Genomic DNA, 26,899 nt, shown 5'->3' on the forward strand with positions numbered 1-26,899 from the left:
GTTAGCGGCCCAGTTTGGGCGAGAAGATGTTCGCGATGAGGCGCGCGATGAGGTTGAGCGCCATCACGATGAGGATGAGGGCGAGTGCCCCGGTCCAGGCGCGGTCAATGTAGGCCTGGGCGTCGGTGCCCTGCTGCGCGTACGAGTTGTAGACGAACGTGGGCAGTGCCATCATCCGGCCATCGAACAGGTTGTAGTTCATACTCTGCGTGAAGCCGGCGATGATGAGCAGTGGCGCCGTCTCACCGATCACGCGGGCGACTGAGAGCATGACGCCGGTCACGATGCCAGCGAGCGACGTCGGCAGGACGACCTTGAGGATGGTGAGGTACTTGGGCACCCCGAGTGCGTAGGACGCTTCACGGAGTTCGTTGGGGACGAGCTTGAGCATTTCCTCGGTGGACCGCACGATGACGGGGATCATCAGCACGCTGAGTGCCATGGCACCGCCGATGCCCAGTCGGACACCTTCGCCGAAGAACAGGACAAGCAGTGCGTATGCGAAGAGCCCGGCGACGATCGACGGGATGCCGGTCATGACATCGACGAGGAAGGTGATCCACTTCGCCAGCTTGCCGCGACCGTACTCGACCAGGTAGATGGCGGTGAGGATGCCGATCGGGACCGAGATGATGCTCGTCGCGAGTGTGATGAGCAGCGTTCCGACGATGGCGTGGAGTGCTCCTCCGCCCTCACCGACGATGTTGCGCATCGACATGGTGAAGAAATCGATATCAAACCGGGCAGCACCATTTCCGATCGTGGTGATCGCCACGGAGATCAGTGGGACGAGCGCGATCAGGAACGCGATGACGACGAGGCTCGTCATCAGTCGGTCTTTAGCCTTGCGGGAGCCTTCGACGAAGAGTGAGAGCAGCCAGTACACCAGGACGAACAGAACGGCGGTGACAATGAGGATCCCCGCGATGTTGACGGCGCCGAGCATGGCGAACACCGCAACCGACACCGCGAGGGTGCCGAGGATGATGTACAGCGGTGTGAACCGATGAAGTTTGCCCGCCTTGAGGGCGCTCGTCATTGGCGCTGGGGTGATTGCCATTAGTTCGCTCCGGAGAAGGCCTTGCGGCGGTCAACGATCGCACGCGAGATGAAGTTGACCACGAAGGTGATCACGAAAAGGATCAGTCCGCTCGCGATGAGAATGTTGACGCCGACGCCGTGAGCTTCGGGGAAGTTCAGGGCGATGTTCGCGGCGATGGTGGTGGGGTTCTGTGACTGCAGGAGAACCAGGCTGATGATGAGGCTGGGGGAGAGCACCATCGCGACGGCCATGGTTTCGCCGAGGGCACGGCCGAGGCCGAGCATCGACGCCGAGACGATGCCGGGGCGGCCGAAGGGGAGCACGGCGATGGTGATCATTTCCCAGCGCGTCGCTCCGAGGGCGAGCGCTGCTTCCTCGTGCAGTTTGGGCGTCTGCAGGAAAATCTCACGGGAAAGCGAGGTGATAATCGGCAAAATCATGACGGCGAGCACGATGCCGACCGTCAGGATGGTGCGACCCGTGCCAGAGACAGGACCGGCGAAGAGTGGGAACCAGCCCATGTTTTCGACCAGCCAGCTGTAGACCGGCTGCACGGCCGGGGCGAGGACGCCGATTCCCCAGAGGCCATACACGACGCTCGGAACGGCTGCGAGGAGGTCGATGACGTAGCCGAGGCTCTGGGCGAGCCGACGCGGCGCGTAGTGGGTGATGAAGAGAGCAACCATGATCGCCAGCGGGACGGCGATGATGAGTGCGATGAAGGCGGCCCACACCGTACCGAAGACGAGGGGCCAGACGTACGAGAAGAAGTTGGTGGCGTCGCCCTTGATCTCGCTTTCATCGGCGACGAAGGCCGGAAGGCTCTGTGCGACGAGGAAGATGGCGACGGCGGCAAGCGTCGTGAGGATGAGGATGCCAGCGGTCAGCGTGGAACCGCTGAAGATGCGGTCGCCGGGGCGCTGGACAACCTTGGCGGGGGTGGCAAGTGGCTTCGGTTGACCGGGATCGACGGGCTGCACCGGTGCTGCCGGTGGCTGCGTGGTTGTGGTCATGTGCCCTCGTCCTTACCTGATTTGGCGGGTTCGGCTGAACCCAGTCTGCTCGCCTGGTCGACGCACAGCGTCGACCGGGCGAGCAGGGATGGAATTGTTTACTTGATGGATTCGATGGCCGTAGCGACCTTCTCGCTCAGTTCGCTGGAGAGCGGTGCAGCTCCCGCAGCGTCGACAGCGACCTGCTGTCCGTCTTCGCCGGCGATGTAGGAGAGGTACGCCTTGACGAGTTCGGCGTCTTCGGCGTCACCGTACTCCTGGCAAGCGATGGCGTAGCTCACGAGAACCAGCGGATAGTGGCTCGGGTCCGTGGTCATGCGGTCCAGCTGGATCGCGACGTCGTTGGCTTCGCGGCCTTCAACCATTGGCGACTCTTCGACGACCGCGGCAGCGGCTTCTGCGGTGTAACCGACGAACTCTTCGCCCACCTTGATCTTGGCGGTGCTGAGGTCGCCGGCCTTGGACGCGTCGGCGTAACCGATTGTGTTGATGCCGTTGGTGACGGCGTCAACGACACCGGAGGTGCCCTGTGCACCTTCACCGGTCTGGAACGGGAAGGTGTCGCTCGGCTCTTCGGCCCATGCGTCCGGCGCGGTCTTGTTCAGGTAATCCGCGAAGTTCTTGGTGGTTCCCGAATCGTCCGAGCGGTGCACTGCGGTGATCGGTGCAGCGGGCAGGCTTGCGTCGGGGTTGAGGGCGACGAGTGCCGCGTCGTCCCAGCTGGTAATTTCGCCGGAGAAGATCTTGGCGAGGACGGTGGAGTCGACGTTGAGCTCGTCGACGCCCTCGACGTTGAAGATCACGGCGATGGGCGAGATGTAGACAGGAAGGTCGATCGCCTTGGTGTCGGGAGCGCAGCTGGCAAAGTCGCCGGCCAACTCGTCGTCGCTGAGGAGCGAGTCCGAACCCGCAAATGCGGAGGCACCTGAAATGAAGCTTTCGCGACCGGCGCCGGATCCCTGCGGGTCGTAGTTGACAGTCACGTCGGGGTTGGCGGTCTGGAAACCGGCGATCCAGGCCTCCTGCGCACTACCCTGGCTCGATGCGCCGATGCCGACGAGCTCGCCGGAGAGCGCGCTGTCCGAGCCGCCTTCGGATGCGCCGCTTTCGTTGGCCGCGCAGGACGTCAGGGAGAGAGCCGCCACAGCTGCGATGACCGCAACGCGGCCGACTTTCGAGAACTTCACGGAATTTGTTCCATTCGTTGTGATTTCGGGACGGGCCGGTGCAGGCCCAGGAGAAACGTTAGGCACGTGGCCTTACGAGAGTCCCTCATCGCGGTAAACGGAAGGTTAACGACTGCCGAAGTTCGACAGGATTATGCGCGTGGTTCGTGAGTTTCGATCGAGATGATCCCCGAACTTGGGTTCGTTGAGGAGAGATGCACAACGCTGAAGGCGCCCGTGGTCAGGCCAGCGGCGCTCGAGAGGTACGATCCGGTGATGCTCCCCGTTGCGAGGGCGATCTCGCGGAGAATATCCGGAAGCACCGGGCCGTGGCTGCAGAGAACAGCGGTCTTGCCAGCCCTGACCCGCTTGCCAACGACTTTCCGCACGTCACTCTCGCCAGACTCGAAAGCGTCCTGACTGATCAGGTCGGTGCGGCGCGGCTCGATCTTCGTGGCGGCGGCGAGTGGGGCGACGGTCGTTGCGCAGCGCACCGCCGTGCTGGTGACAATCCGCCGTACGCCGAACGCTCGCAGGGTTCCGACGATCTCGTTCGCCTGCTCCACCCCGCGCGCGGTGAGCGGCCGGGAGGCGTCCGATCCCTTCCACGACGATGGAGACACCGCCTTGCCGTGACGCAGCGCGATGATCGCAAAGGTGGAGGTGACGCCCTCATCGACGAGTTTCGAGAAGGTGGTGAGGATATCGACGTCGTGGTCGTAGCTCAGATAGTTCCGCGCGCGCTTCAGAGTGACCCACTCCAGGGCGGCCACTTCACCGTTCGGAACGAAGGTGGAGGCCCGGACCGCAGCATCGGTCACCTCGCTGGCCCAATAGTGGACGACCTTTTCGCGACCGCTCGACAGCGTGTACGCGGAGACGCCGAGCGGAACCCCGAGCGTCACGGCCAAACCGGTCTCCTCGCGAACCTCACGTACTGCGGTTTGCGGGAGTGATTCTCCGGGGTCGACTTTGCCCTTGGGCAGTGTCACATCGGCGTACTTGGTGCGGTGTATGACCAGCACGTGGATCTTGCCGTCGATCAATCGCCAGCAGACAGCGCCGGCAGCGTAGACGGCGGTTGTCACCGGCGGCTCCTCGGTCGACGACGCAGGCTCGTTTTCAGCATCAGCCGATCCTGCAGGTCAACGAGCGGCTCGCCGTTCTCCCCAACACTGTGCCGCTCCCAAAGACCGTCGGCGTCCAGGTGCCACGACGACGTGTTGTCGTCCATCGCCACATCAAACAGTCCTTGGATCTCAGCCAAATGGGCCGGCGCTGTCAGCCGAACGAGTGCTTCCACCCGGCGATCGAGGTTGCGGTGCATCATGTCTGCGCTACCGATGAACACGTGCGGGTCACCGTCGTTGACAAACGAGAAGATGCGCGAGTGCTCCAGGAACCGACCGAGGATCGACCGCACCCTGATGTTCTCGCTCATGCCTTCCTGACCGGGTCGAATGCTGCAGATTCCGCGCACCCAGATATCGACGGGCACGCCGGCCTGGCTGGCCCGGTACAGGCCATCAATGATCGCCTCATCCACGATCGAATTCACTTTGATTCGGATGCCACTTGGCTTGCCTGCTTCGGCGTTCCGGCGCTCCTGATCGATGTGCTTCAGCAGCCCCTTGCGAAGGTGAAGGGGAGCAACCAGGAGCCGCTTGAACTTCTTCTCGATGGCATAGCCGGAGAGCTCGTTGAACAGGCGGGTGAGGTCCTTGCCGACCTGGGCGTCCGCGGTGAACAGTCCGAGGTCTTCGTAGATCCGGCTGGTCTTCGGGTTGTAGTTTCCGGTTCCAATGTGGCTGTAGTGCTTGAGCGTGCCCTTCTCCTCGCGGATAACGAGCGCCAGCTTGCAGTGGGTCTTGAGGCCGACGAGGCCGTAGACCACGTGAACGCCAGCCTTCTCGAGCTTGCGTGCCCAGGAGATATTGGCCTGTTCGTCGAAACGAGCCTTGATCTCGACAAGAGCGAGCACCTGCTTCCCGGCCTCCGCGGCGTCGATGAGTGCTTCGACAATGGGGGAGTCGCCGGAGGTCCGGTAGAGCGTCTGCTTGATGGCGAGCACGTGCGGGTCAGCGGCGGCCTGCTCGAGGAAGGCCTGAACGCTCGTCGCGAACGACTCGTACGGGTGGTGGACGAGAACGTCTCCTCGGGAGATCGCTCCGAAGATGTCAGCCTTGCCGTTCGGCTCGGCCGGCTGGAATTCCAGGGCCGTGGTCGGTACCCGCGGCGGGTACCGGAGGTCGGGACGGTCAATGCCGGAGAGCCCGAACAGTCCGCCGAGGTCGAGCGGTGCGGGGAGCCGGTAGACCTCACGCTCGCTGACGTCGAGCTCGCGCACCAGCAGGTCGAGGGTGACGTCGTCCATGTCCTCGGTGATCTCGAGGCGGATGGGCGGTCCGAACCGGCGCCGTAGCAGTTCCTTCTCGAGTGCCTGGATCAGGTTCTCGGTCTCGTCTTCTTCGATCTCCACGTCTTCATTGCGTGTCACGCGGAAGACGTGATGCTCGAGAATCTCCATACCGGGGAAGAGATCACCGAGGTGGTTGGCGATGAGGTCCTCGAGCGGGAGGAACTGAACGTTGTCGAGGGGCGCCGACGGGTCGACCCGGACGAACCGGGGCAACATCTGCGGAACCTTGAGTCGCGCAAACTCCTGGCGCCCGGTCTTCGTGTTGCGCACGCGCACTGCGAGGTTGAGCGAGAGCCCTGAGATGTAGGGGAACGGGTGCACCGGGTCGACGGCGAGCGGCATGAGGACCGGGAAGATCTGGCGGGAGAAGTACTCGGTGAGCCGGAACTTGTCGTCGTCGGTCAGCGCGTCCCACGTGACGACATTTACGCCAGCTTCAGTGAGGTCAGGCTTGACGGCGTCGCTCCAGACGTGGGCGTGCCGCAGTTGCAGTTCGTGGGCCTTCTCCGAGATGTCGTCGAGCACGTCGGCGGGAGCGCGTCCCACGTTGGTGGGAACGGCGAGGCCGGTGAGGACCCGACGCTTGAGCCCGGCGACGCGGACCATGAAGAACTCGTCGAGGTTGGAGGCAAAGATAGCCAGGAAGTTCGCCCGTTCCAGGGCCGGAACTGAGGGGTCTTCGGCGAGTTCGAGTACGCGTTGGTTGAACGCCAGCCAGCTCACCTCGCGGTCGAGGTACCGGCCCTCGGGAAGAGCAGGATCGTCACGCTCGAACGCGGGGTCGAAGTCGTCGTCGTCCCATCCGAGTCCTGAGTCCTGGGCCATGCTGTCTGATGCCATTGAAACATCTTGTCACTTCGAGCAAACGCCTGCGCGCATTGCCGGTAAACAGTTGCCGACTATGACGGTTGCTGCGACGAGTCGTTCTGGTGTGGATGTGCGAGCTCGTATTGCACATCGATGGTGTGGTCGGTGAATCCCAGTGAGCGGTACAGCTTGACGGCCGGAACGTTGTCAGCCTCGACGTAGAGTGCCGCCGTTGTGCAACCACGGTCGCGCATACGCTCGAGCCCGGCCTGCATGAGGGACCGGCCGAGACCGCGTCCAGGGGCGTCGACCCCGACGACATACACCTCGCCGAGTTCGCCCTCGATCTTGAGCCAGTTGTAGCCGATCATGCGTCCGTCGTCGTCGCGGGCAACGAGGAAGTCTCCGGCGTCGAACCACTCATCGGCTTGGCGATGGCGCAGGTCGTCGACGGTGATGCTGCCCTGTTCCGGATGCGACGCGAAGACGCGAGCGTTGAGGCTCACCCATTCCTCGTCATCGATTCCAGGACGAAAGGTGTCGAAAACGGGCGCCGCTGTGGCGGCCGCCGCTACCGGCATCCGTAATTGAAGGAGAGTGCGGACGGGTGAGAAGTTGAACCGGCGGGCGAGCGCCGCAGCGGCGGGATGGTTGCCGTGTGACCATGCCTTCAAGCCGGGCGACGCTGAGGCGACGAATTCGGCGGCGGCTTCCCGGCCGAATCCGGACCCCCTCCACTCAGGGTCGATGACCAGTTCGAGCTCGTCGTCGTTCACGATGGCGGCGCCGACCAGGTGCTCGGCAGCACTCGGCGACTCTTGCGGCTCAAGGATGAACACGAGGCGACGAGTTCCGTTCTCCGCGTCGACGAGAGCCTGGTCGTTGAACGGCGCCTGGCCATCGACGGTGGTCGCCATCCGCACGAGGCGGGTGAACGCGGCGTGATGCGCAGGAACCTGAAGGCTACGCCTGCGCAGAACCGGCGGTCGCACCGTCCTCCTCGTACACGTTGAAGCGGTAGCCGACGTTGCGCACGGTGCCGATGAGCTGTTCGAGGTCGCCGAGCTTGGCGCGCAGGCGTCGGACATGCACGTCGACCGTGCGGGTTCCGCCGAAGTAGTCGTATCCCCAGACCTCGCTGAGTAGCTGCTCGCGCGTGAAGACACGGGATGGGTGCGTGGCGAGGAAACGGAGGAGCTCGAATTCCTTGTAGGTGAGGTCGAGGGGCTTTCCCTGCACCTTCGCGGAGTAGCTGGCCTCGTCGATGACAACGCCGGACGTCTGGATCTTGGTATTGGTCTGCTCGAGTGATTGCTTGCCGATGGCGAGGCGAATGCGGGCATCGACTTCGGCTGGCCCGGCGTTCTCAACGATGACGTCGTCGACGCCCCAGTCTGCGCTCACCGCGGACAGCCCGCCTTCGGTGAGGACGATGAGCAGAGGAACGGTGAGGCCGGTGGTGCGAAGGATCTTGCACAGCGACTTCGCGCCGGCCAGGTCGGTGCGGGCGTCGATGAGGATCAGATCGCACGAGGGCGCGTTGACGAGTTGAGCCGGCTGGGCCGGTATCTGACGCACACGGTGGCTGAGCAAACCGAGGGAGGGAAGCACGTCATTGTCGACCCGTGAGGTCAGAATCAACAGTTGCGCCACGCATGACCTCCAGTGATTACCTGCGTTCATACTAGCTGCAGCGCAGAGCGGGTCGTGCTCAGGTGGCGGCGCGCGGACACGGCGGCGGTGAATCGGGCACAATGGGAGGGTGACCGACGCACCCATGACTGTAGGACGCACCTGGACGGGCATCGTCTCTGTGTGGGGCGTCGCCGTTCTCGCGGTCGTCTGCGTCACCGTCTTCGCGACAGGTGACTCCCGCTTTACCCTGCTCTGGCTGGCGCTCGCCGCGTGCAGCCTGGTCACCTTCGTCATCCAGCTGTCCACCCACCGCAAGGTCGGCTTCATCGACCGGGTCGGCGCAAGCATCGTGGGGGCGCTCGTCATCATCGGCGGCACCGGTGTGTACCTCAGCCTCGCTGCTCTTCTCGAGAGATAGACTGTCAGCATGAATCTCGTCGCACTCGAACTCTTCTATGTCGGATTGCTTGGCCTGGCAAGCCTGGCCATCGCGTTCACCGCTGTCGTGGTGCTCTGGAACCTGTACCGCGGCCAGCGCTAGTTTTCGCGGGCGACCATGATCGAACTGCCTCTCGACCTTCCTGCTGAGCTTGTCCCGCTGTCGTGGCTGCTCGGAGTCTGGGAAGGCACCGGAGTAATCGACTACACCGTGAACGGGGAGTCGATCAGCCATGAATTCGGCCAGCGGGTCAGTTTCAGCCACGACGGCCTGCCGTACCTCAACTACAGCTCATACACCTGGCTGCTCGACGACGAGCAGACACCGCTGGTGGCTGAGTCCGGGTACTGGCGGCTGCACCGTCAGCAACAGGCCGGCGACCCCGGCCCCGCGATGCTTCCCGGGGTGGGTGAGCGTCCGTTTCCCGACGCTGAAAGTGTTGAATCCCTGCGCAACGCGGATGGCGGCTTCGACATTGAAGCCGCCCTCGTCCACCCGGGTGGAGTGAGCGAGCTGTACCTCGGTCAGATCAAGGGCCCACGCATCGACCTGGCCACCGACGCCGTCATGCGCACGGCCGGCGCCAAGGAGTATGCCGCGGCCACCCGGATGTATGGGCTCGTTGAGGGCCACCTGCTGTGGGCCTGGGACATTGCCGCCCTCGGCCAGGACCTCCGCACCCACGCCTCCGCGCGCCTCGGCAAGGTGGACTAATGACCGGGTCACCGTTCCTCCTGCTCGACGGTGCCGTGCAGCTGCCTGACGCCGCTGACCTCGGCGTGCCATCGCACTACGGCAACCCCAACATTGAGCAACGCCACCTGGCCGACGGCTCGGCGATCGTCGACCTGTCTAATCGCGGAGTGCTCGCGGTGTCCGGTCCCGACCGGCTGACCTGGCTCAACTCCATCACGTCGGCCGAGCTGCGCTTCCTGCAGCCCGGCGAGTCGAGCGAGACCCTTTTCCTCGACCCGCAGGGGCACATTGAGCACGCCGCCGGACTGCTCGACGACGGCGAGACCGCCTGGCTTTTCGTCGACCCGGCCTCGGTTGAGCCACTTGCCGCCTGGCTGAACCGCATGAAGTTCATGCTTCGGGTGGAGATTACAGACCGCACGCCGGAGTTCGCGCGCATCGGATACCTGTCGGACGACGTCCCGGCCGGCCTTCCCGTGGCATCCGCTTCGAATGTCCCGCTGGTGTGGAGCGACCCCTGGCGTGCCGTTGTGGCCGGCGGGCACTCCTACGCGGACGGCGAGCACCCCGGGACCTCGTGGAACTGGCACGAAGCACTGGTTCCGCGCGACCAGCTCGCCGCGATCAGTACGCACTATTCGGTGGCCGGTTCGCTGGCTGCCGAGGCGCTGCGCGTGGCCGCCTGGCGACCGCGATTCGCCACCGAGGTCGACGAGAAGACAATTCCGCACGAACTCGACTGGCTGCGCAGCGCCGTTCACCTGTCCAAGGGCTGCTACCGCGGCCAGGAGACTGTCGCCAAGGTGCACAACCTTGGGCACCCGCCGCGTCGACTGGTGATGCTTCACCTCGACGGCTCCGATTCCGTGCTGCCGGCTCCCGGAGCATCGGTGCTGGGCGAACGCGCGGGTGAGCAGGTCGAGGTGGGCCGAATCACCACAGCGGTCATTCATCACGAACTCGGACCGATCGCGCTTGCCGTCATCAAACGTTCAGTGAAAGCGGATGCTGTGCTGACCGTGAATGAGGATGGCCAGCTGATCGCTGCGGCGCAGCAGATCATCGTTCCGGCTGACGCCGGAGCTGTCGCCGACGTCCCGCGCTTGCCGCGGCTGGGAGCGGTTCGGCGTCCGTAACTCCCGGGCCTAGCTCGGGGCCACCGAGTCCCACGCGACTGTCAGTTCACCGAGGCGCCAGCGTGCGCCGGTGCCGAGAACCGGCCAGCCGGCCGTGATCAGCCCATCGACGGTCGCCAGCCAGCGCTGCACCGGACCGTAGGCTGCGAGCGGTGCGCTGTATTGCCACTGCCGGTCAAGCTCGGTCATGAGGTCGGCGATGCGCTCACCGGCAACGTTGCGGTGGATGAGTGCCTTCGGCAGCCGCTCGGCCACAATCGACGGTCGCTCGAGCTTCTTCAGCCGCAACGACATGGTGAGCGACTGGGGCCCGTCGGCCGTCACCGTCGCCCAACTCGAGATTCGTCCGATCTCATCGCAGGTGCCCTCAACCAGGACCCCTCCCGGCTGCAGCCGTGAGACCATCAGCCTCCAAGCATCCGCCACCGCACTTTCGTCATACTGGCGCAACACATTGAACGCGCGAATCGCTGCCGGTCGACGACCGTCGCGCACGGGCACCTCGAAACCACCGCGGGCGAAACTCACGGCCGCGTCCGAAGCGAACGAGGTCTCTCCACGTCGAACGGCGTCCAACTGCTCGGTCGCCGTGCGTACCCGGTCCTTATCGATCTCAAGCCCGAGCACCTCGACGTCAGGCCGGACCTTACGCAGCCGTGACTGCAATTCGAGGCTCGTGACAGCGCTCGCACCATATCCGAGGTCAACAACGAGTGGGTCAACGCTCGAGCGCACAACGGGGAGGGTCTGCATGAAACGGTCGACCCGACGCAGGCGATTTGTGTTCGTCGTCCCGCGGGTGATGGTTCCAATGGGCATTGGTTCATTCTCTCAGCAGTGTGCCTGTCCGTTTGCTGACCGCGCCGCCTCGATAGAGTGGAACCATGTCTTCGCCATACACTCTCATCCTCCTGCGCCACGGCAACAGCGACTGGAACCAGAAGAACCTGTTCACGGGTTGGGTCGACGTCCGACTGAGCGAGCAGGGCGTCGCCGAAGCCACTCGCGCGGGCGAGTTGCTCATCGAGTCGGGCCTCACCCTCGACGTCTTGTACACCTCGGTTCTGACCCGGGCCATTCAGACTGCGAACATCGCGCTCGACGTCGCCGACCGGGCCTGGATCCCCGTGAAGCGCAGCTGGCGCCTCAACGAGCGTCACTATGGAGCGCTGCAGGGTAAAGACAAGGCTCAGACCCTGGCTGAGTACGGCGCCGAGCAGTTCCAGACCTGGCGTCGGTCGTTCGACGTTCCACCGCCCGAGATCGATGACGACAACGAGTACTCGCAGGCTCATGACCCTCGTTACGTCGGTATCGACGGCGACATTCCTCGCACGGAGTGTCTGAAGGACGTTATCGAGCGGATGCTTCCCTACTGGGAATCGGACATCACCGGTGATCTTGCGGCCGGCAAAACGGTGCTCGTCACCGCGCACGGCAACTCCCTGCGCGCCCTTGTGAAGCACCTCGACAACATCTCGGATGACGACATCGCCGAGCTCAACATCCCGACGGGCATCCCGCTGGTCTACCGCCTCGACGAGAACTTCCGTCCGACCCAGCCGGCCGAGTACCTCGACCCCGAGGCTGCGGCAGCCGGAGCTGCTGCCGTCGCCGCACAGGGCAAGAAGTAACACCGGCCCTCAGGCACAACTGCCCGCCTCGACCAATCGGTTGAGGCGGGCAGTGTCGTCTGAGCGACCGGTTACGAAACGTCGGGGTCAGGGATCCACGCGCCGGTCGCGAGGTACTGCACCTTCTTGGCGATGGAGACCGCGTGGTCGGCGAAGCGCTCGTGGTAGCGGGACGCGAGCGTCGCGTCGACGGTCGCCAGCGGCTTGCCCTTCCATGTCTCGCCGAGCACCTTGTCGAACACGCTCACGTGCAACTCGTCGATCTTGTCGTCCTCGTTGCGGATCTCCTCCGCAAGTTGCACATCCTGCGTCCGCAGGAGCTCGGTGAGCTTGTGGGCGATTTCGACGTCCAGCCGACCCATCTCGGCGAAGGTTGAGCGAAGACCCTTCGGCACCGCTCGCTCCGGGAAGCGGTAGCGCGCGAGCTGCGCGATGTGTTCAGCCATGTCACCCATGCGTTCGAGGGATGAGCTGATCCGCAACGCGCTGACGACGATGCGCAAGTCGCGTGCGACCGGCTGCTGCCTGGCAAGAATGTTAATGGCTAGTTCGTCGAGGGCGACGGTCAGTTCGTCAATGCGAACGTCATTCTCGATCACTTCTTCGGCGACGCTGACGTCGGACTCGTTGAAGGCACGAACGGCGTTCTCGATGGAAATGGCTACGAGTTCCGAGATGGCGATCAGGCGTTCCTGGACTTCGGCCAGTTCCTGCTGGAATACATCGCGCATGTGCTCTCCGTTTCTTGTGTCAGGGTGCGTGGCGCCGGGCACCCGTGTGTCGCAGGAGCCCCCAGATAACCATGCCTGCCTCAGGTTAACGTTTGGGGTCCGGCGGTTGAACGATGATCAAAATCCCCTGATCAGCCAAGAACAGCGCCGGATCGGCTCCTGCTGTGCCTCTAATCTAGTCGTATGGACACACCCTGGTTGGTGCTCGCGTCTCTGGCACTCGGGCTTGTCGTTGGCGCCGGATTCGCCACTCTGTTGTACGTCGCGGCCAAGCGCGGACAACGCGTCGCCAACGTCGTAACCCCTCGGGTGCCCGACGGGGTGTCGCAAGTTCTCGACGCCCTGGAGAGCGCAGGAGTTGTCGTCGATCCATCGGGCAACGTGATTAAGGCCTCTCCGGGTGCTTTGGCCATGGGCCTGGTCCGAGACGGCATGCTCGTCAGTGAGGAACTGCGCAACCTGGCCAACGAGGTTCGGGACCACGGAGAATCGCTCACTCGCGAGGTCGACCTCAGCCGAGGCCGGTTTGGTGACGCCAGCCTGCACCTCGACGTTCGCTGCGCTCGACTCGGTACCCGATTCGTGCTCCTGCTCGCCGAGGACCACACCGAGTCACGCCGGCTCGATAACGTCCGCCGTGACTTCATCGCGAACATCTCGCACGAACTGAAGACACCGATCGGCGCCGTCGGTCTCCTGGCCGAAGCGCTCGAACCGGCCGCAGACGACCCCGAACAGGTGCGAAAATTCGCGGCTCGACTGACAACGGAGGCGGCCCGGCTGGCCCGGATCACGCGCGAGATCATCGACCTCTCCCGGCTCCAGGCAGCGGATGCCCTGCACGCCCCCGAGCTGCTCGATGTCGACCGGATCATCGTGCAGGCCGTGGACCAGAACCGCGTGGCTGCCGAAGCGACCGGTGTCACTCTCCGCGCCGGAGGCGAGAAAGGGACCCAGGTGTACGGCGATGAAGCGCTCCTCGTTGTGGCCGTGCACAACCTCATCTCGAACGCCATCACCTATTCACCCCCGGGTGGCCGGGTGGGAATCGGCGTCAGCACCTCAGGCGGTCTCATTTCGATCGCCGTCACAGACCAGGGTGTCGGTATCCCCGACGAGGACCAGGAGCGGGTGTTCGAGCGATTCTTCCGCATCGACCAGGCCCGTTCCCGTCACACCGGAGGTACCGGCCTTGGACTCTCCATCGTCAAGCACACCATCCAGAACCACGGCGGCGAGGTGAAGGTTTGGTCACGCGTTGGTCGTGGTTCCACGTTCACGATTCGACTGCCCGAAGCGGCAACACCCCCGCCCACCACCGAACAGCTGGCCCTGCCGACGCTGAACGGATCACACAGTGAGGACATGTCCCATGACACGCGTACTGCTCGTTGAAGATGAAGCGGCGCTGAGCGAGCCACTGGCCTACCTGCTGGAGCGGGAAGGCTACGAGGTCGAGGTGGCGGCGGACGGCCCGACCGCTGTGACCACGTTCCTGGCATCAGAACCGGACCTTGTGTTGCTCGACCTCATGCTGCCAGGCATCCCGGGAACCGAGGTGTGCCGCCAGATCCGTGCGGTCGCCCAGACCCCGATTATCATGCTCACCGCTAAAGACTCCGAGGTGGACATCGTCGTCGGGCTTGAGCTTGGCGCTGACGACTACGTCACGAAGCCTTACTCGAGCCGCGAGCTGCTGGCGCGCATCCGCGCGGTGATGCGGCGTCGCCAGACGGACCAGGCGGACCTCGAGGAGTCCATCCTCGAAGCCGGGTCTGTGCGGATGGACGTGGAGCGGCACACCGTCGAGGTCCGCGGCACAGAAACAGCGATGCCGCTGAAGGAGTTCGAGCTGCTCGAGCTGCTCCTGCGCAACGCCGGGCGGGTGCTGACTCGTGGCCAGCTGATCGACCGGGTGTGGGGGAGCGATTACTTCGGCGACACGAAGACGCTCGACGTGCACATCAAACGCATCCGCTCGCGCATTGAGGAGAGCCCGTCAGAGCCGAAGATGCTCCTGACCGTTCGGGGCCTGGGTTACCGCTTCGAGGCCTAATACCGATCACGCCGCCAGAAGTCGCCGCTCCTGGCGGCACTTCCGGGCGAACTATTCGGACTCTGAGGACGCAGGGAGCAGTTCATCGTACGGCGGGATGCTGCCGTCAAGAACCGGAACGAGAACCTTCTTGCCGGTCTCGTTGCCGTACTGGACGAAGAGGGGAAGCAGGGCGCCGGGCTGAGTCTCGATGCCCTCGAGTGCGATCGGCTCGTTCTCTTCGCCGCCGAAAACTGTGCTGGTCTCGCCGTCAATGACCGTGGTCACTGTCGTGTCATCGTCACCGAACTGGAGCGAGACCGAGTGGGCGCTGCCTGTGTTCTTGGCCGTGAAGATGAGGTTTCCGTTGGTGCCGTCTTCAGTGAGGACGATCATGTTGTTCAAGCGCAGGTCACCAACGTCGACGCTGACGCCGTCACTGGGGTCATACTCGCCGGTGGTGGCTTGTGGGGAGACCAGGTTGCATCCGGTTGCACCAAAGACGACGGTTGCCGCCAACGCTACGGATGCGATCAATCGCGCCTTCACAGGTCCTCCAAGAAAACTTCGAACGCAGGCGGGCCAGAGCGCTCGCGTGCGGGGTACGCATCGAGTTTAGCCTAGCCATCGTGACCGTCGGGGCACCTCGCGCGCGCGGAGCATAGTGCATGCCGCTGTGGTAAACTGACAGGCGCTGAAGGGACACCTATCCATGCTTTTTGAAGTCGGTGAAACCGTCGTATACCCCCACCACGGAGCCGCAACGATTGCCGAAGTGAAGACGCGAGTCATCAAGGGTGAAGAAAAGCTCTACCTGAAGCTGCGGGTTACCCAGGGCGACCTGGTGATTGAGGTTCCCGCTGAGAACGTCGACCTCGTTGGCGTTCGCGACGTCATCGGTGAAGAGGGGCTCGAGCGCGTCTTCGATGTGCTGCGCGCACCGTTCACCGAAGAGCCCACCAACTGGTCCCGCCGGTACAAGGCCAACCTTGAGAAGCTCGCATCGGGTGACATCATCAAGGTCAGCGAAGTCGTCCGTGACCTGTGGCGCCGCGACCAGGATCGCGGCTTGAGCGCCGGTGAGAAGCGCATGCTCGCCAAGGCCAGGCAGATTCTCGTCTCCGAACTCGCTCTCGCCGAAAAGACCGACGAAGACAAAGCGTCGACCGTTCTCGACGAGGTCCTCGCGTCCTGATCTGCAGCCGCGCCGCACTCTCGGGAGTGCTCTACGCTCGAGAACTATGAGTTCGAACCCTCCAGGCGCCTCCACCACTCAACCGAAAATCCCGGTCCGTCGGGGCCCGATCGTCGGAGTCATCGTCGTCGCTGCCGGAAGCGGAACCCGGCTCGGCGCTGCCCGTCCGAAGGCGTTCGCGCCCCTGGCCGGTCGCACCATCCTCGAACACGCGCTGGATTCCGTGTTCGGTATGCAGCGCGAGGCGCAGGTTGTTGTGGTTGTTCCCGCCGACCTCGTCGATGATGCGAAAACCCTGGTGACGGATGCCGCCGGTGCGGCACACGAGTATCTCTCGGTCGTCCCCGGCGGAACCACCAGGCAGGAATCGGTCTCGCTCGGACTGGCAGTCCTAGACGCGTCGGTACGAATCGTCCTCGTACACGACGCTGCGCGCGCCCTTACGCCGTCTACCCAGTTCGACGCCGTGGTCACGGGGGTCGCCCAGACCGCATCCGGAATTGTTCCGGGCGTTCCGGTGACCGACACGATCAAGCGAGTCGACGACGACGAGAGCGTCGTCGAAACGGTCGACCGTGCCGAGCTGCGAGCGGTCCAGACCCCGCAGGGCTTTCCCCGCGCAGCCCTCGACGCGGCGTACGCCGAAGCTGACCGCGAGCACACCGACGACGCCGCACTTTTCGCGGTCGCTGGCAACACCGTGTCGATCATCGATGGAGATGCCCGGGCATTCAAGATCACCACCCCGTGGGACCTCCGTCGCGCCGAGGGACTCCTGGCGGACGCCGCACCGACGGGAGGTCTCCGCACCGGCATCGGCACCGATGTGCACGCCTTTGACGATGCGTCCGAACTGTGGCTCGCCGGGCTGCACTGGCCGGGGGAACGTGGCCTCGCCGGCCACAGCGACGGCGACCCGGTCTGCCACGCCATCACCGACGCTCTCCTCTCCGCAGCCGGGCTCGGCGACATCGGCTCCGTGTTCGGCACCGCCGACCCGCGGTTTGACGGCGCACACGGCGACGTTTTCCTGCGTGCCACGCTCGAAAGGCTCGCCACAGCGGGGTTCACGGTGTCCAACGTCTCGGTCCAGATCATCGGCAACAGCCCACGATTCTCGCCCCGCCGGGCCGAAGCAGAGCGGTTGCTCAGCGGGCTGCTCGCGGCCCCGGTGAGTCTCGCGGCCACGACGACCGACGGGCTGGGTTTCACCGGCCGTGGCGAGGGGATCTGCGCGATCGCAACGGCGATCGTTTCCCGCCAGTACGCTTAACCCGTGGCAATCCAACTCTACGATTCACGGGCACAGGCCCTCCGCGACTTCACCCCCCTCGTCCCCGGCAAAGTAGGGCTGTACGTTTGCGGACCAACCGTTCAGTCATCGCCGCACATCGGACACTTGCGTTCCGCTCTCGTCTATGACCAGCTGCGTCGTTGGTTCAACTACTCCGGCTACGACGTGACGCTCGTGCGCAATGTCACCGACATCGACGACAAGGTGCTCGCGAACGCCTCCGAGTCCGAAGAGTGGTGGGCTCTCGCCTACCGCATGGAGCTCGAGTTCACCGCCGGGTACCGTGCCCTCGGAATTCTCGCGCCGACTTACGAGCCCCGCGCCACGGCCAACATCCAGCAGATGCACAGCATCATTGCCTCGCTCATCGAGCGGGGCCACGCCTACGCCGCAGACGACGGCTCCGGTGACGTTTACTTCGACGTGCAGAGCTGGTCCGCCTACGGTGACCTCACCCGCCAGTCCATCGACAGCATGGAAGCGGCGACGGATGCTTATCCTCGCGCCAAGCGTGACCCTCGCGACTTCGCCCTGTGGAAGGGACACAAGGCCGACGAGCCGGCATCTGCGACCTGGCAGAGTCCGTGGGGCGACGGTCGGCCGGGTTGGCACATTGAGTGCTCGGCCATGGCGTCCCGCTATCTGGGGGATAACTTCGACATCCACGGCGGCGGACTTGACCTGCGGTTCCCGCACCACGAGAACGAACTGGCCCAGTCAACGGCTGCCGGGCAGGACTTCGCCAACTACTGGGTTCACAACGGCCTCGTCCACGTGAACGGGCAGAAGATGTCCAAGTCGCTTGGCAACTCGGTTTACGCGGCAGATTTGCTCAGTGCGGCCCGCCCCATCGTTGTCCGTTACTACCTTGGCCAGGCGCACTACCGGTCGACAATCGACTTCCATGATGGTGCGCTCACCGAAGCTGAGGCGGCGCTCGACCGCATTGAGAGTTTTCTCGAACGGGTAGCTCGCCGGCTGTCCGGCACCCGCTTCGCGGGGACCGGAGTCGTCGAGATTCCGCCAGCATTCGCGGAAGCCATGAACGACGATTTGTCGATTCCGCAGGCCCTTGCGGTATTACATGACACAATAAGGCAGGGGAACTCCTGGCTGGATGGGGAAGACCTCGCACTCGCGGCGACTGCTCAAGGCCAGGTTATGGCCATGACAGAGGTCCTCGGAATCAATCCGCTCTCTCCGGAATGGTCCAAAACCCAGGACACGTCGGTGCACGCAGCACTGACAACACTCGTCGACCAGCTGCTCGACCGCCGCCAGCAGATGAGGGCTTCGCGTGATTTCGCCGGAGCCGACCAGATCCGTGACGATCTCGCTTCCGCGGGCATCACAATTGAAGACACCCAGCAGGGTGCACATTGGAGTATTGATGGCAGCCAGTAAGCAGAACCGCCCAGGCGCGGTTCGAAAGACCAAGAAGGGCCCGGCCAAGGGCACCGGTGGACTTGGGCGACGTTCGCTTGAGGGCAAGGGCCCGACGCCGAAGGCTGAAGACCGCACCTACCACGCCGCCGGAAAGCGGAAGATTGCCAAGGAGCGCCTCGCAGCGACCCAGGCCAAGACGGGTGGCGGGCGCCCCACGTCCACCGGTCCCGCGATCCGCAAGCCGAAGCCGAAGCAGTCTGACGACTTTGAGGTCGTCACCGGCCGAAACTCGGTGGTTGAGGCGCTTCGCGCCAAGATCCCCGCCACCGCACTGTACATGGCGACCCGCATCGAGTTCGATGACCGGGTCAAAGAAGTTCTCGCGCTCGCGACCGCTCGCGGAATTCCGATTCTCGAAGTGATGCGACCGGAGCTCGACCGCCTGGCCGGGTTCGACTCTGTGCACCAGGGGCTCGCGCTCAAGGTGCCGCCGTACGAGTACGCTCATCCCAATGAGCTTCTCGAGACCGTCATCTCGCGGGGCCAGAAGCCGCTCTTCGTTGCCCTCGACGGCATCACCGACCCACGCAACCTGGGCGCGATCATCCGGTCGACCGCAGCATTCGGCGGTCAGGGTGTCATCGTTCCGCAGCGTCGCTCCGTTGGACTCACCGCATCCGCGTGGAAGACGAGTGCCGGAGCCGCGGCTCGCACACCCGTCGCCATGGCTCCCAACCTGACGCAGACACTCAAGTCGTTCAAGGCGGCCGGTGTCTTTGTCATCGGTCTCGATGGCGGCGGCGACACCGACCTTCCCGGTCTCGAGCTCGCTGACCGTCCTGTCGTCATCGTGGTCGGCAGCGAAGGCAAGGGCCTCTCCCGCCTGGTCACCGAAACCTGTGACGCCATCGTCTCGATTCCGATTAGCTCGGCGACAGAGTCACTCAACGCAGGAATCGCCGCTTCCGTAACCCTGTATGAGGTGTCGAAGCTGCGCGAGGCCGCGAAGGCAGCCAAGAAGAAGAAGTAGCGAGAAGTTTCGCACCGAATTGGCGCGATCGGGTCTAGACCCGGTCGCGCCAATTCGTTTCTGCCTCGTCCTCGCTGATTACGCGCGTGGGGAGTGTAATTGTCCCCGTCAGCGGAGCAATCACCGTTGCCTCGTCACGTCGGTGACGGAGCACTGTGTTGATGTACGACGTAAGGGCTTCGGCAAGCGGAATGCTCCGTGTTTCGTTCTGCGACAGATACCAGCGGTGTTCCAGGAGCTGGTGGAAGACCTCAGCGGGCTCCAGTTTGCCCTTGAGGTCGCGGGGAATGGACTTGATCACCGGCTCGAACACCCGGGTGACCCACTCGTGCGCAACCATCTCCTCATCCAGGTCGTTCTTGCCGTGTGTTGCGGCGTACGAGTCGAGGTCGTTGAGCAATCGGCGAGCCTGGTTCTCTCCAGCGTCGAGGCCGGTGAGCCGGAGCAGGCGGCGCTGGTGGTGGCCCGCGTCGACGACCTTGGGCTGAATGCGAACGGTGGTTCCGCTGGAGTCGGTCCGGATGGCGAGTTCTTCGATGTCGAATCCCAGGCTGTTGAGCCGCTGCACGCGCTCGCTGATGCGCCAGCGTTCATTCGATGAGAACGACTCGCTGCCGGTGAGCTCTTTCCAGAGCGACCGATACGCAGCGACGATGCCGTCTGACACGCTGATCGGGTCGAGCTCGTCGTCGACGCGACCGCCGGCCTCCAGGTCCATCAGCTCACCGGCGATGTTGACCCGGGCGATCTCGAGGTCGTTTTCGCGCTGGCCGTTGGACAGGCCACCATCGTACAGCTGGCCGGTTTCGGCGTCGACGAGGTACGCGGCGAATGCTCCGGCGTCCCGTCGGAACAGAGTGTTGGACAGTGACACATCACCCCAGAAGAAGCCAGCGATGTGCAAGCGCACCAGCAGAACGGCGAGGGCGTCGACGAGACGGTTCGCGGTATCGGGGCGGAGTGTCTGAGAGAACAGCGCCCGGTAGGGGAGCGAGAACTTGAGGTGTCGGGTGACCAGCACGCTGGGCAGGGGGTCGCCCGACTCTTCCGCGCGGCCGGTGATGACGGCGACCGGGTCGACGCACGGAATGTCGAGTCGCTGCAGGTTGCGCAGCATGTCGTACTCGCCGCGTGCCATTTCGGCGGTGGTCTCCTTGACGGCGACGACATAGCCGGAGAGGTTGGCGAAGCGAACGAGGTGGCGGGAGATTCCCTTGGGCAGCGAGGCGATGGTGTCGTTGGGCCAGGCCTCGAGGGGAAGCTCCCAAGGGAGGTCGAGGAGGGCGGGATCGACGGTCGCCGCTGTGATGTTGAGTGAGGCGCTCATGGTGCTTAAACAGTAGTGCCGATCGGCCGGGCGTGCGCCCTGCCGATCGGCACCGAACTGCTTAGTTGGCGGTGACAGCCTTGTTGCCGAGGCGGAGACCCGACTCGACGTCGAAGACGTGCACGTGGTGCGGTGCGGGGATCAGGAAGACCTTCTCGCCGGCGTGCGCGTGAATGCGTCCGTCGACACGGGCGACCAGGTCGGTGCGCTTGCCGTTGACGTCAGCGTGACCGTAGAGGTAGCCGTCTGCACCGAGTTCCTCGACCAGGTCGACCTGGACCTCGAGGCCGTTGCCGGGCTCGGTCGATACTTCGATGTCCTCGGGACGAACACCAACGGTGACCTGGCGGGCGCTGGTTTCGCTGAGGGTGTCGCGGTCGACCGGAACGACGCGGGCACCGAACTGGATGCCTCCGTCGGCGAGGTCTGCCGTGAGCAGGTTCATCGCGGGCGAGCCGATGAAGCCGGCAACGAAGACGTTCTGCGGCTTCTCATACAGGTCACGCGGGGTTCCGACCTGCTGCAGGATGCCGTCCTTGAGGACCGCGATGCGGTCACCCATGGTCAGTGCCTCGGTCTGGTCGTGCGTGACGTAGACCGTGGTTACTCCGAGGCGGCGCTGCAGCGACGCGATCTGGGTGCGGGTCTGGACGCGGAGCTTGGCGTCAAGGTTCGACAGCGGCTCGTCCATGAGGAAGACCTGGGGCTGACGGACGATGGCTCGGCCCATTGCGACGCGCTGACGCTGGCCACCGGAGAGTGCCTTCGGCTTGCGGGTCAAGTACTCCTCGAGGTCGAGGAGCTTGGCCGCCTCGAGGACACGAGCGGCCCGCTCGTCCTTGTTGACGCCGGCGATCTTCAGGGCGAAGCCCATGTTCTCAGCAACGGTCATGTGCGGGTACAGCGCGTAGTTCTGGAACACCATTGCGATGTCGCGGTCTTTCGGCGGCACATCGGTGACGTCGCGGTCTCCGATGAGGATGCGGCCGTCGTTGACCTCTTCGAGGCCGGCGAGCATGCGCAGTGAGGTTGACTTTCCACAACCGGACGGTCCAACCAGAACGAGGAATTCGCCATCGGCGACCTCGAGGTTGAGCTTGTCAACGGCGGCGCGGGTACCACCGGGGTACAGGCGTGTGGCGTTGTCAAAGGTTACTGATGACATGGGTACTGCTCCTTCACCGGCAGGTACGTGCCGGACGATCCGAGTGAATGGATTCATGCGCCGCATGCTGCATTGCATGCCCTCGGCACATCGTGAGACGTGCGAGAGATCATCAGTATGACAGATTTCCTGTTCGTTACCCTCCCCGCCACGTTTCGACGTACGGTTCGCACCGACGTGGCATCCAGCATCCGTTTGGGAATTTCCCAGTGAGGGCAACTACGATCGATTCGTGTTTGGCACCTCAGCGTGCCCGCAAACCCGACATATCACGAAGCGAGGATCCATGACGAACGGGGGACCAGAGTCCAGTCCGACGAAGAACCAGCGACGTGAAGCAGCACGCGAGAAGGCGAAAGAACTTCGGAACGCGCAGCGGAGGCGGGATATTCGCAACCGGATTTTCCTTCAAGGTGGACTTGTCCTCGCTATTGTCGCGGTTGTCGCGGGAATCGCTTTCGTCATCTCGAGTGCCATCCGACCGCCGACAGCCGGGCCAAGCAACATGGCGTCGGACGGCATCGTCATTGGGGAGCAGCTCAAGGCTGCGCAGACGTCGGCCATCCCCGCCGGCTCCGAGCCTGTTCCCACCGAGATCGACGCCAACGTTCCGAACATCCGGATCTACGTTGACTACCTGTGCCCAATTTGCGGGGAGTTCGAAAAAGCGAACGCTGAACAACTCGCGACCTGGGCTGAAAATGGAGTCGCGACGGTTGAGTACCACCCGATCGCGATTTTGACCGGCCGCTCGGCCGGTACGCAGTACTCACTTCGTGCGGCCAACGCAGCGGCCTGCGTCGCCAACTACTCGCCGGACTCCTTCTTCGTGTTCAGCACAATGCTCTTCGACGACCAGCCGGAGGAGGGCACCGAGGGCCACAGCGACGAGGAGCTCAGCGCGATCGCGAAGACAGCGCTCAACGCGGGTGACGAAGCGGGAAGCAAGGCGGCGCTCACGTCGATCTCCAACTGCATTGACGACGGCACCTACAAGAGCTGGGTGGAGGAAGCCACCGACCGGGCAACAACCGAAGCTGTGCCCAACTCCAAGCTCGAGAAGGTCAAGGGAACCCCGACGGTGCTCGTGAACGACAAGCAGTACACCGGGTCGATCACGGACCCGAAGGAATTCCAGGCGTTCGTGCTGTCGGTTGCAAGTGAAACCTACGCACAGTCCTCGGCCACGCCGACGCCGACGCCCACCGAGGTGCCGGCCGGTTAGATCGTCTCGTCCTGGCTGCGGCTGAGTTGCACCTGGAGCCCCATGAGCGGTCCGACGAACCGGCGTTGGATGCGTCGGGCCGGGCCGAGCAGGCTCTGGATCACGTATTGCCCGAGCAGCGCGCCGGCCGCAAGGGCGACCGCAATCGCGGCCGCCTCAAGCATGCTCAGCAGCCCGTTGATCGACCCGTCACTCAGTTCGAGCAGTCCACGGAACAGGCTGGCACCTGGGACGAGCGGCACGAGGGCGGAAACGACGAGCGGTAGGGCGGGAACCCGCGCGGCACGGGAGGCAAATGCGCTCAGCACGCCGACAACGAAAGCCGCAACGCCTCCGCTCCAGGCCACGCCGAAGTCCGACGTTACCACCGCGGTGAAGACGAGGTAGCCCAGCACTCCGAGCACGCAGACGGCCCAGAGGGCGCGGGCCGGAACATCGACGCCGAAGGCAAAGCCCACGACGATGATCACGCTGCCAACCAGAGCCCAGGTGACTCCCTCGAGAGTCGGCGGCACATACGGCTCGATGTTGAGCACAAGGCCGAACCGCGCCAGCAGCATACTGGTCCCGGCTACGCCGGCGACGAGCCCACCGGTGATGAGCAGTGCTTCGAGGATTCGCGCTGTACCGGTGACATAGAAGCCGGAGAGTACGTCCTGCACGGCGCCGAAGGAGGTGACACCGGCCAGCAGCATGATGATGGTGGCCACCACGACGAGTGAAGAACTCGCACTCGGCTCGATCACGTGAACGAACGCGGCAACCAAGGGGCCGATCGCGCCTCCCGCGAGCGTCTGGTAGAACACCGAGATGCGGGTGCGGGCAAGCCAACTCGTCACCAGGTCGACCACGAAGGTCGCGATGAACGCGGCGACGATGACAAGCAGGCCGCCGCCGAGCAACAGGGCGGCTCCTGCACCGACGAGGCTCCAGCCAACCCGGCGGACAATCTTCGGATAGGTCGGTTTCGCGCGGATGATGGCGTCTACCCGTGAGCGCGCCTCGGCGACGGAGACCGGGGCGTGCAACAGGTCACCGATGAGGGTCGACGTGTTGGTGAGACGGGTGTAGTCGAGGGTGCGGTACTTGACGTTGCGGCTCTTGGTGATGCCGTCGCCCGAGTCGGGATCGTCGTAAGACAGCGTGATCATCGTGTGTGTGACATCCGCTTCGCAGCCTCGAAGGCCGTAGGCCCGCGTGACGGCCAGCATGGACGCTGTGGCGTCTTCGGCACTGGCACCGGACGCAAAGATGACTTCACCGCATCGGATCGCGAGGTCGAGAATGGAACGGCTGGCGTTTGTTCCGCCGGCGGGCGCGGACGACGCGAGTGCCATGAAAATCCCCAAAGTTTGTTACCTCAAGGATGCCACGCGCAGCGGGCGTTCCCGGTGGCTCGAAACGGTCCGGCCGTTCGTTATGATTGACAGGTCCACGCCGCCTTAGCTCAGTTGGCCAGAGCAGCGCACTTGTAATGCGCAGGTCGTCGGTTCGAATCCGACAGGCGGCTCTTTTCGCGAGATGCTTCCCGCAGTGAGACTGTGCCTCGCATCACGGAGAGAGATGGGACGCTGCCGTAGTGAATTCTTCCCCGTCGCGTCGGCTCCCGGCCTGGGCATCCTTGGTCCTCGCTGCGTTGTGCGGGGCCGGCATCGCCGTTCAAACGCGGATCAATGGTGCACTCGGAGTTTCACTCGGTGACGGCTTCACGGCCGGGGTGATTTCCTTCGGCTCCGGGTTAGTGATTCTTCTCGTGGTGATGGTTCTGGTGCCATCGGGGCGGCGAGGGGTCCGGGCCGTCTGGACTGGTGTGCGCGACGGAAGTATGCCGGTGTGGAGTGTACTCGGGGGAGTGGCGGGCGCTTTTTTCGTCCTGTCGCAGGGTGTCACCGGTGCGGTGATCGGAGTGGCTCTGTTTAGTGTTGCGCTGGTCGCTGGACAGACGATCTCGGGGCTCGTGCTCGATCGTCGTGGCTTCGGCTCGCAGTCACACGTGGGGTTCACCTGGCCACGGCTTACGGGAGCGGCGCTCACCGTCGTCGCCGTCGCTATCTCGATGTCGTCGCAGCTGCGTGGCGACTTCCCGGCGTGGATGTTGCTCATGCCCCTGGTCGCGGGTTTCGGCAGCGGGTGGCAGAGCGCGGTCAACGGTCGGGTTCGAGCCCGCGCGGGCAGCGCCCTGTCCGCGACGTTCTTGAACTTCCTCATCGGCACCACTGCGCTCGTCATTGTTGCGGTCATTCGTAACGCTTTCGCCGGCTGGCCGACGACTCTTCCTGCCCAGCCGTGGCTCTACCTGGGTGGTGCTATCGGGTGCGTCTTCATCGGCGTCAACGCCTATCTGGTCAGCCACACCGGTGTGCTGGTTCTCGGTCTGGGCACTGTCACCGGTCAGCTTTTGACATCGGTCGCCATCGACGCATTTGCTCCGGGAGCACACCCGCTGGCGGTGACGACCGTGCTCGGCGCGTTGCTCGCACTGATCGCGGTCAGTATTGCCACGCTCCGAGTGCGGCCGCGCGACGCTAGGGAAGTCGGCTGAGAAACTCTTCGCCATCGATCACCTTGCGGTGGCCGACCTTGGCGTTCTCGGGAATTCCGCCGACGTAGAGCCAGCCGAGCAACTGCTCTTTCTTCGTGAGCCCGTGCAACTTTCGCACGGGCTTGGTCCGCGTGGTGTGACCGGTGCGCCAGATGACGCCCCAGCCGGCGTCTGCCAGTAGCAGGCTCAGGGTATGCGCGACGCCCGATGCGACAGCTTCCTGTTCCCAATGCGGAACTTTCGCGCTCTTCTTCGGGGAGACAACAACGGCGATTAAGAGCGATGCCCGAAGCGGCTTCTGCGACGGTTTGTCATCGTGTTCCGCCTGGGCGATCGCGTCGCCCAGGCGAACCCGGTCGTCACCACGCAACTCGATCAGCCGCCAGGGACGCAACGCCCCATGGTCGGCAACGCGAGCGGATGCCGCGACGAGCGGCACGAGGTCGTCATGCGTTGGTGCCTCTGCCGTCACCCGCGAATACGATCTCCTACCCTCGACCGCGGCGAGCACACCCGACATTCTTAGTCTTGAGCCTTGAAGTTCAGCGCAATGGAGTTCATGCAGTACCGGTCGCCGGTCGGCGTTCCGAAACCGTCATCAAAAACGTGCCCCAGGTGGGAGTCGCAGTTGGCGCACCGAACCTCAGTCCGAACCATTCCGAGTGACTTGTCTTCGATGAGCTTGACCGCTTCCGGTCGCACGGATTCGTAGAAGCTCGGCCAGCCACAGCCGGAGTCGAACTTCGTTCCGCTCTTGAACAACTCGGCGCCGCACGCTCCACAGGTGTATACGCCGGCGCGGCTCTCGTCGAGCAGCTCTCCGGTCCACGGGCGTTCGGTCGCGGCTTCGCGAAGTACCGCGTACTGCTCCGGGCTCAGCTCGTCGCGCCACTGGTCGTTGGTCTTCTGTACCTGGTCTGTCATGTTCTTCTCCTCCGCGAAAGTCTTCGCCTCCCATTTAACCCGCCACGCCCCCGCGATG

General features: G+C 64.1%; 27 protein-coding genes and 1 tRNA gene. 13 read left to right on the forward strand and 15 right to left on the reverse strand.

Annotated features, from left to right (window positions below; genetic code table 11):
• Position 1: 1 nt before the first annotated feature.
• The 7 genes from pstA to L1277_RS01075 all read right to left on the reverse strand — a co-directional run bounded on the left by pstA (position 2) and on the right by L1277_RS01075 (position 8,100).
• The gene (gene pstA, locus L1277_RS01045; RefSeq protein WP_253374506.1) at positions 2–1,060 is read right to left on the reverse strand and encodes a phosphate ABC transporter permease PstA; all 1,059 of its coding nucleotides are present in this window, start codon (positions 1,058–1,060) and stop codon (positions 2–4) included.
• Positions 1,060–2,055, reverse strand: a complete 996-nt coding sequence (gene pstC / locus L1277_RS01050) for a phosphate ABC transporter permease subunit PstC (RefSeq protein ID WP_253374507.1) — start codon at positions 2,053–2,055, stop codon at positions 1,060–1,062. The genes pstA and pstC overlap by 1 nt, the downstream gene beginning before the upstream one ends.
• A 98-nt stretch (positions 2,056–2,153) precedes the next feature.
• Positions 2,154–3,242, reverse strand: a complete 1,089-nt coding sequence (pstS, locus tag L1277_RS01055; RefSeq protein WP_253374508.1) for a phosphate ABC transporter substrate-binding protein PstS — start codon at positions 3,240–3,242, stop codon at positions 2,154–2,156.
• 131 nt (positions 3,243–3,373) lie between these two features.
• Complete coding sequence (locus tag L1277_RS01060; RefSeq protein ID WP_253374509.1) at positions 3,374–4,309, reverse strand: NUDIX hydrolase; 936 nt, start codon at positions 4,307–4,309, stop codon at positions 3,374–3,376.
• Entirely contained in the window at positions 4,306–6,480 is a 2,175-nt protein-coding gene (locus L1277_RS01065; RefSeq protein ID WP_253374510.1) for an RNA degradosome polyphosphate kinase, read from the reverse strand. Before L1277_RS01065 ends, L1277_RS01060 begins: the two co-directional genes overlap by 4 nt.
• A 59-nt stretch (positions 6,481–6,539) precedes the next feature.
• On the reverse strand, positions 6,540–7,439 hold the full coding sequence (gene mshD, locus L1277_RS01070; RefSeq protein ID WP_308215063.1) for a mycothiol synthase: 900 nt from the start codon (positions 7,437–7,439) through the stop codon (positions 6,540–6,542).
• Positions 7,411–8,100, reverse strand: a complete 690-nt coding sequence (locus tag L1277_RS01075; RefSeq protein WP_253374512.1) for a winged helix-turn-helix domain-containing protein — start codon at positions 8,098–8,100, stop codon at positions 7,411–7,413. Before L1277_RS01075 ends, mshD begins: the two co-directional genes overlap by 29 nt.
• A gap of 109 nt (positions 8,101–8,209) precedes the next feature.
• Between L1277_RS01075 and L1277_RS01080 the strand changes: the two genes are divergently transcribed.
• The 3 genes from L1277_RS01080 to L1277_RS01090 all read left to right on the forward strand — a co-directional run bounded on the left by L1277_RS01080 (position 8,210) and on the right by L1277_RS01090 (position 10,353).
• On the forward strand, positions 8,210–8,500 hold the full coding sequence (locus tag L1277_RS01080) for a hypothetical protein (RefSeq protein WP_253374513.1): 291 nt from the start codon (positions 8,210–8,212) through the stop codon (positions 8,498–8,500).
• A 138-nt stretch (positions 8,501–8,638) separates the two neighbouring features.
• Entirely contained in the window at positions 8,639–9,235 is a 597-nt protein-coding gene (locus L1277_RS01085; protein ID WP_253374514.1) for an FABP family protein, read from the forward strand.
• Positions 9,235–10,353: a folate-binding protein YgfZ gene (locus L1277_RS01090; RefSeq protein WP_253374515.1), complete on the forward strand. Its 1,119-nt coding sequence runs from the start codon at positions 9,235–9,237 to the stop codon at positions 10,351–10,353. Before L1277_RS01085 ends, L1277_RS01090 begins: the two co-directional genes overlap by 1 nt.
• A 9-nt stretch (positions 10,354–10,362) precedes the next feature.
• Here L1277_RS01090 and L1277_RS01095 read toward each other — a convergent pair whose 3' ends face one another.
• Complete coding sequence (locus tag L1277_RS01095) at positions 10,363–11,172, reverse strand: class I SAM-dependent methyltransferase (RefSeq protein WP_253374516.1); 810 nt, start codon at positions 11,170–11,172, stop codon at positions 10,363–10,365.
• Positions 11,173–11,237: 65 nt separating this feature from the next.
• Between L1277_RS01095 and L1277_RS01100 the strand changes: the two genes are divergently transcribed.
• Positions 11,238–11,987, forward strand: a complete 750-nt coding sequence (locus L1277_RS01100) for a phosphoglyceromutase (protein WP_253374517.1) — start codon at positions 11,238–11,240, stop codon at positions 11,985–11,987.
• 71 nt (positions 11,988–12,058) lie between these two features.
• Here the strand turns inward: L1277_RS01100 and phoU are convergent, their stop codons facing one another.
• Complete coding sequence (phoU, locus tag L1277_RS01105) at positions 12,059–12,718, reverse strand: phosphate signaling complex protein PhoU (RefSeq protein WP_253374518.1); 660 nt, start codon at positions 12,716–12,718, stop codon at positions 12,059–12,061.
• 183 nt (positions 12,719–12,901) lie between these two features.
• Here phoU and L1277_RS01110 point away from each other — a divergent pair, with 183 nt between their 5' ends.
• Positions 12,902–14,113, forward strand: coding sequence for a cell wall metabolism sensor histidine kinase WalK (locus tag L1277_RS01110; RefSeq protein ID WP_253374519.1), 1,212 nt, complete (start codon positions 12,902–12,904; stop codon positions 14,111–14,113).
• Positions 14,091–14,774 (forward strand): response regulator transcription factor, encoded by a 684-nt coding sequence (locus tag L1277_RS01115; protein ID WP_253374520.1) that lies wholly within the window; start codon positions 14,091–14,093, stop codon positions 14,772–14,774. Before L1277_RS01110 ends, L1277_RS01115 begins: the two co-directional genes overlap by 23 nt.
• 51 nt (positions 14,775–14,825) lie before the next feature.
• Here L1277_RS01115 and L1277_RS01120 read toward each other — a convergent pair whose 3' ends face one another.
• Positions 14,826–15,302, reverse strand: a complete 477-nt coding sequence (locus L1277_RS01120) for a hypothetical protein (RefSeq protein WP_253374521.1) — start codon at positions 15,300–15,302, stop codon at positions 14,826–14,828.
• A gap of 163 nt (positions 15,303–15,465) precedes the next feature.
• Here L1277_RS01120 and L1277_RS01125 point away from each other — a divergent pair, with 163 nt between their 5' ends.
• Genes L1277_RS01125 through rlmB form a run of 4 tightly spaced genes read left to right on the forward strand, consistent with a single transcriptional unit; the run spans position 15,466 to position 19,658 of the window.
• Positions 15,466–15,948: a CarD family transcriptional regulator gene (locus tag L1277_RS01125; protein ID WP_253374522.1), complete on the forward strand. Its 483-nt coding sequence runs from the start codon at positions 15,466–15,468 to the stop codon at positions 15,946–15,948.
• Positions 15,949–15,994: 46 nt separating this feature from the next.
• Complete coding sequence (gene ispD / locus L1277_RS01130) at positions 15,995–17,221, forward strand: 2-C-methyl-D-erythritol 4-phosphate cytidylyltransferase (protein WP_253374523.1); 1,227 nt, start codon at positions 15,995–15,997, stop codon at positions 17,219–17,221.
• A 3-nt stretch (positions 17,222–17,224) separates the two neighbouring features.
• Positions 17,225–18,646: a cysteine--tRNA ligase gene (gene cysS, locus L1277_RS01135; protein WP_253374524.1), complete on the forward strand. Its 1,422-nt coding sequence runs from the start codon at positions 17,225–17,227 to the stop codon at positions 18,644–18,646.
• Positions 18,633–19,658, forward strand: a complete 1,026-nt coding sequence (rlmB, locus tag L1277_RS01140) for a 23S rRNA (guanosine(2251)-2'-O)-methyltransferase RlmB (RefSeq protein ID WP_253374525.1) — start codon at positions 18,633–18,635, stop codon at positions 19,656–19,658. Before cysS ends, rlmB begins: the two co-directional genes overlap by 14 nt.
• Before the next feature lie 34 nt (positions 19,659–19,692).
• On the opposite strand, the gene L1277_RS01145 is transcribed toward rlmB, so the two are convergent.
• Together L1277_RS01145 and L1277_RS01150 are read right to left on the reverse strand one after the other, a co-directional pair.
• On the reverse strand, positions 19,693–20,985 hold the full coding sequence (locus L1277_RS01145; RefSeq protein WP_253374526.1) for a DUF4032 domain-containing protein: 1,293 nt from the start codon (positions 20,983–20,985) through the stop codon (positions 19,693–19,695).
• A 61-nt stretch (positions 20,986–21,046) separates the two neighbouring features.
• On the reverse strand, positions 21,047–22,150 hold the full coding sequence (locus L1277_RS01150) for an ABC transporter ATP-binding protein (RefSeq protein WP_253374527.1): 1,104 nt from the start codon (positions 22,148–22,150) through the stop codon (positions 21,047–21,049).
• 286 nt (positions 22,151–22,436) lie between these two features.
• Between L1277_RS01150 and L1277_RS01155 the strand changes: the two genes are divergently transcribed.
• A complete protein-coding gene (locus L1277_RS01155) occupies positions 22,437–23,375 on the forward strand; it encodes a thioredoxin domain-containing protein (protein WP_253374528.1) in 939 nt (312 codons plus the stop codon).
• On the opposite strand, the gene L1277_RS01160 is transcribed toward L1277_RS01155, so the two are convergent.
• Positions 23,372–24,712, reverse strand: a complete 1,341-nt coding sequence (locus tag L1277_RS01160; protein WP_253374529.1) for a threonine/serine exporter ThrE family protein — start codon at positions 24,710–24,712, stop codon at positions 23,372–23,374. The two genes, L1277_RS01155 and L1277_RS01160, sit on opposite strands and share 4 nt — an antisense overlap.
• 99 nt (positions 24,713–24,811) lie before the next feature.
• Here L1277_RS01160 and L1277_RS01165 point away from each other — a divergent pair.
• Positions 24,812–24,885: transfer RNA gene (locus L1277_RS01165), tRNA-Thr, on the forward strand.
• A 69-nt stretch (positions 24,886–24,954) separates the two neighbouring features.
• Positions 24,955–25,917, forward strand: coding sequence for a DMT family transporter (locus L1277_RS01170; protein ID WP_253374530.1), 963 nt, complete (start codon positions 24,955–24,957; stop codon positions 25,915–25,917).
• On the opposite strand, the gene L1277_RS01175 is transcribed toward L1277_RS01170, so the two are convergent.
• Together L1277_RS01175 and msrB are read right to left on the reverse strand one after the other, a co-directional pair.
• Positions 25,901–26,437 carry a nitroreductase family protein gene (locus L1277_RS01175; protein WP_253374531.1) on the reverse strand — a complete coding sequence of 179 codons (537 nt, stop codon included), beginning with the start codon at positions 26,435–26,437 and terminating at the stop codon, positions 25,901–25,903. The two genes, L1277_RS01170 and L1277_RS01175, sit on opposite strands and share 17 nt — an antisense overlap.
• Positions 26,438–26,439: 2 nt before the next feature.
• On the reverse strand, positions 26,440–26,841 hold the full coding sequence (gene msrB / locus L1277_RS01180; RefSeq protein WP_253374532.1) for a peptide-methionine (R)-S-oxide reductase MsrB: 402 nt from the start codon (positions 26,839–26,841) through the stop codon (positions 26,440–26,442).
• Positions 26,842–26,899: the final 58 nt, after the last annotated feature.

This window comes from Okibacterium sp. HSC-33S16 (assembly GCF_024171565.1).
Classification (GTDB): Bacteria; Actinomycetota; Actinomycetes; order Actinomycetales; family Microbacteriaceae; genus Mycetocola_A.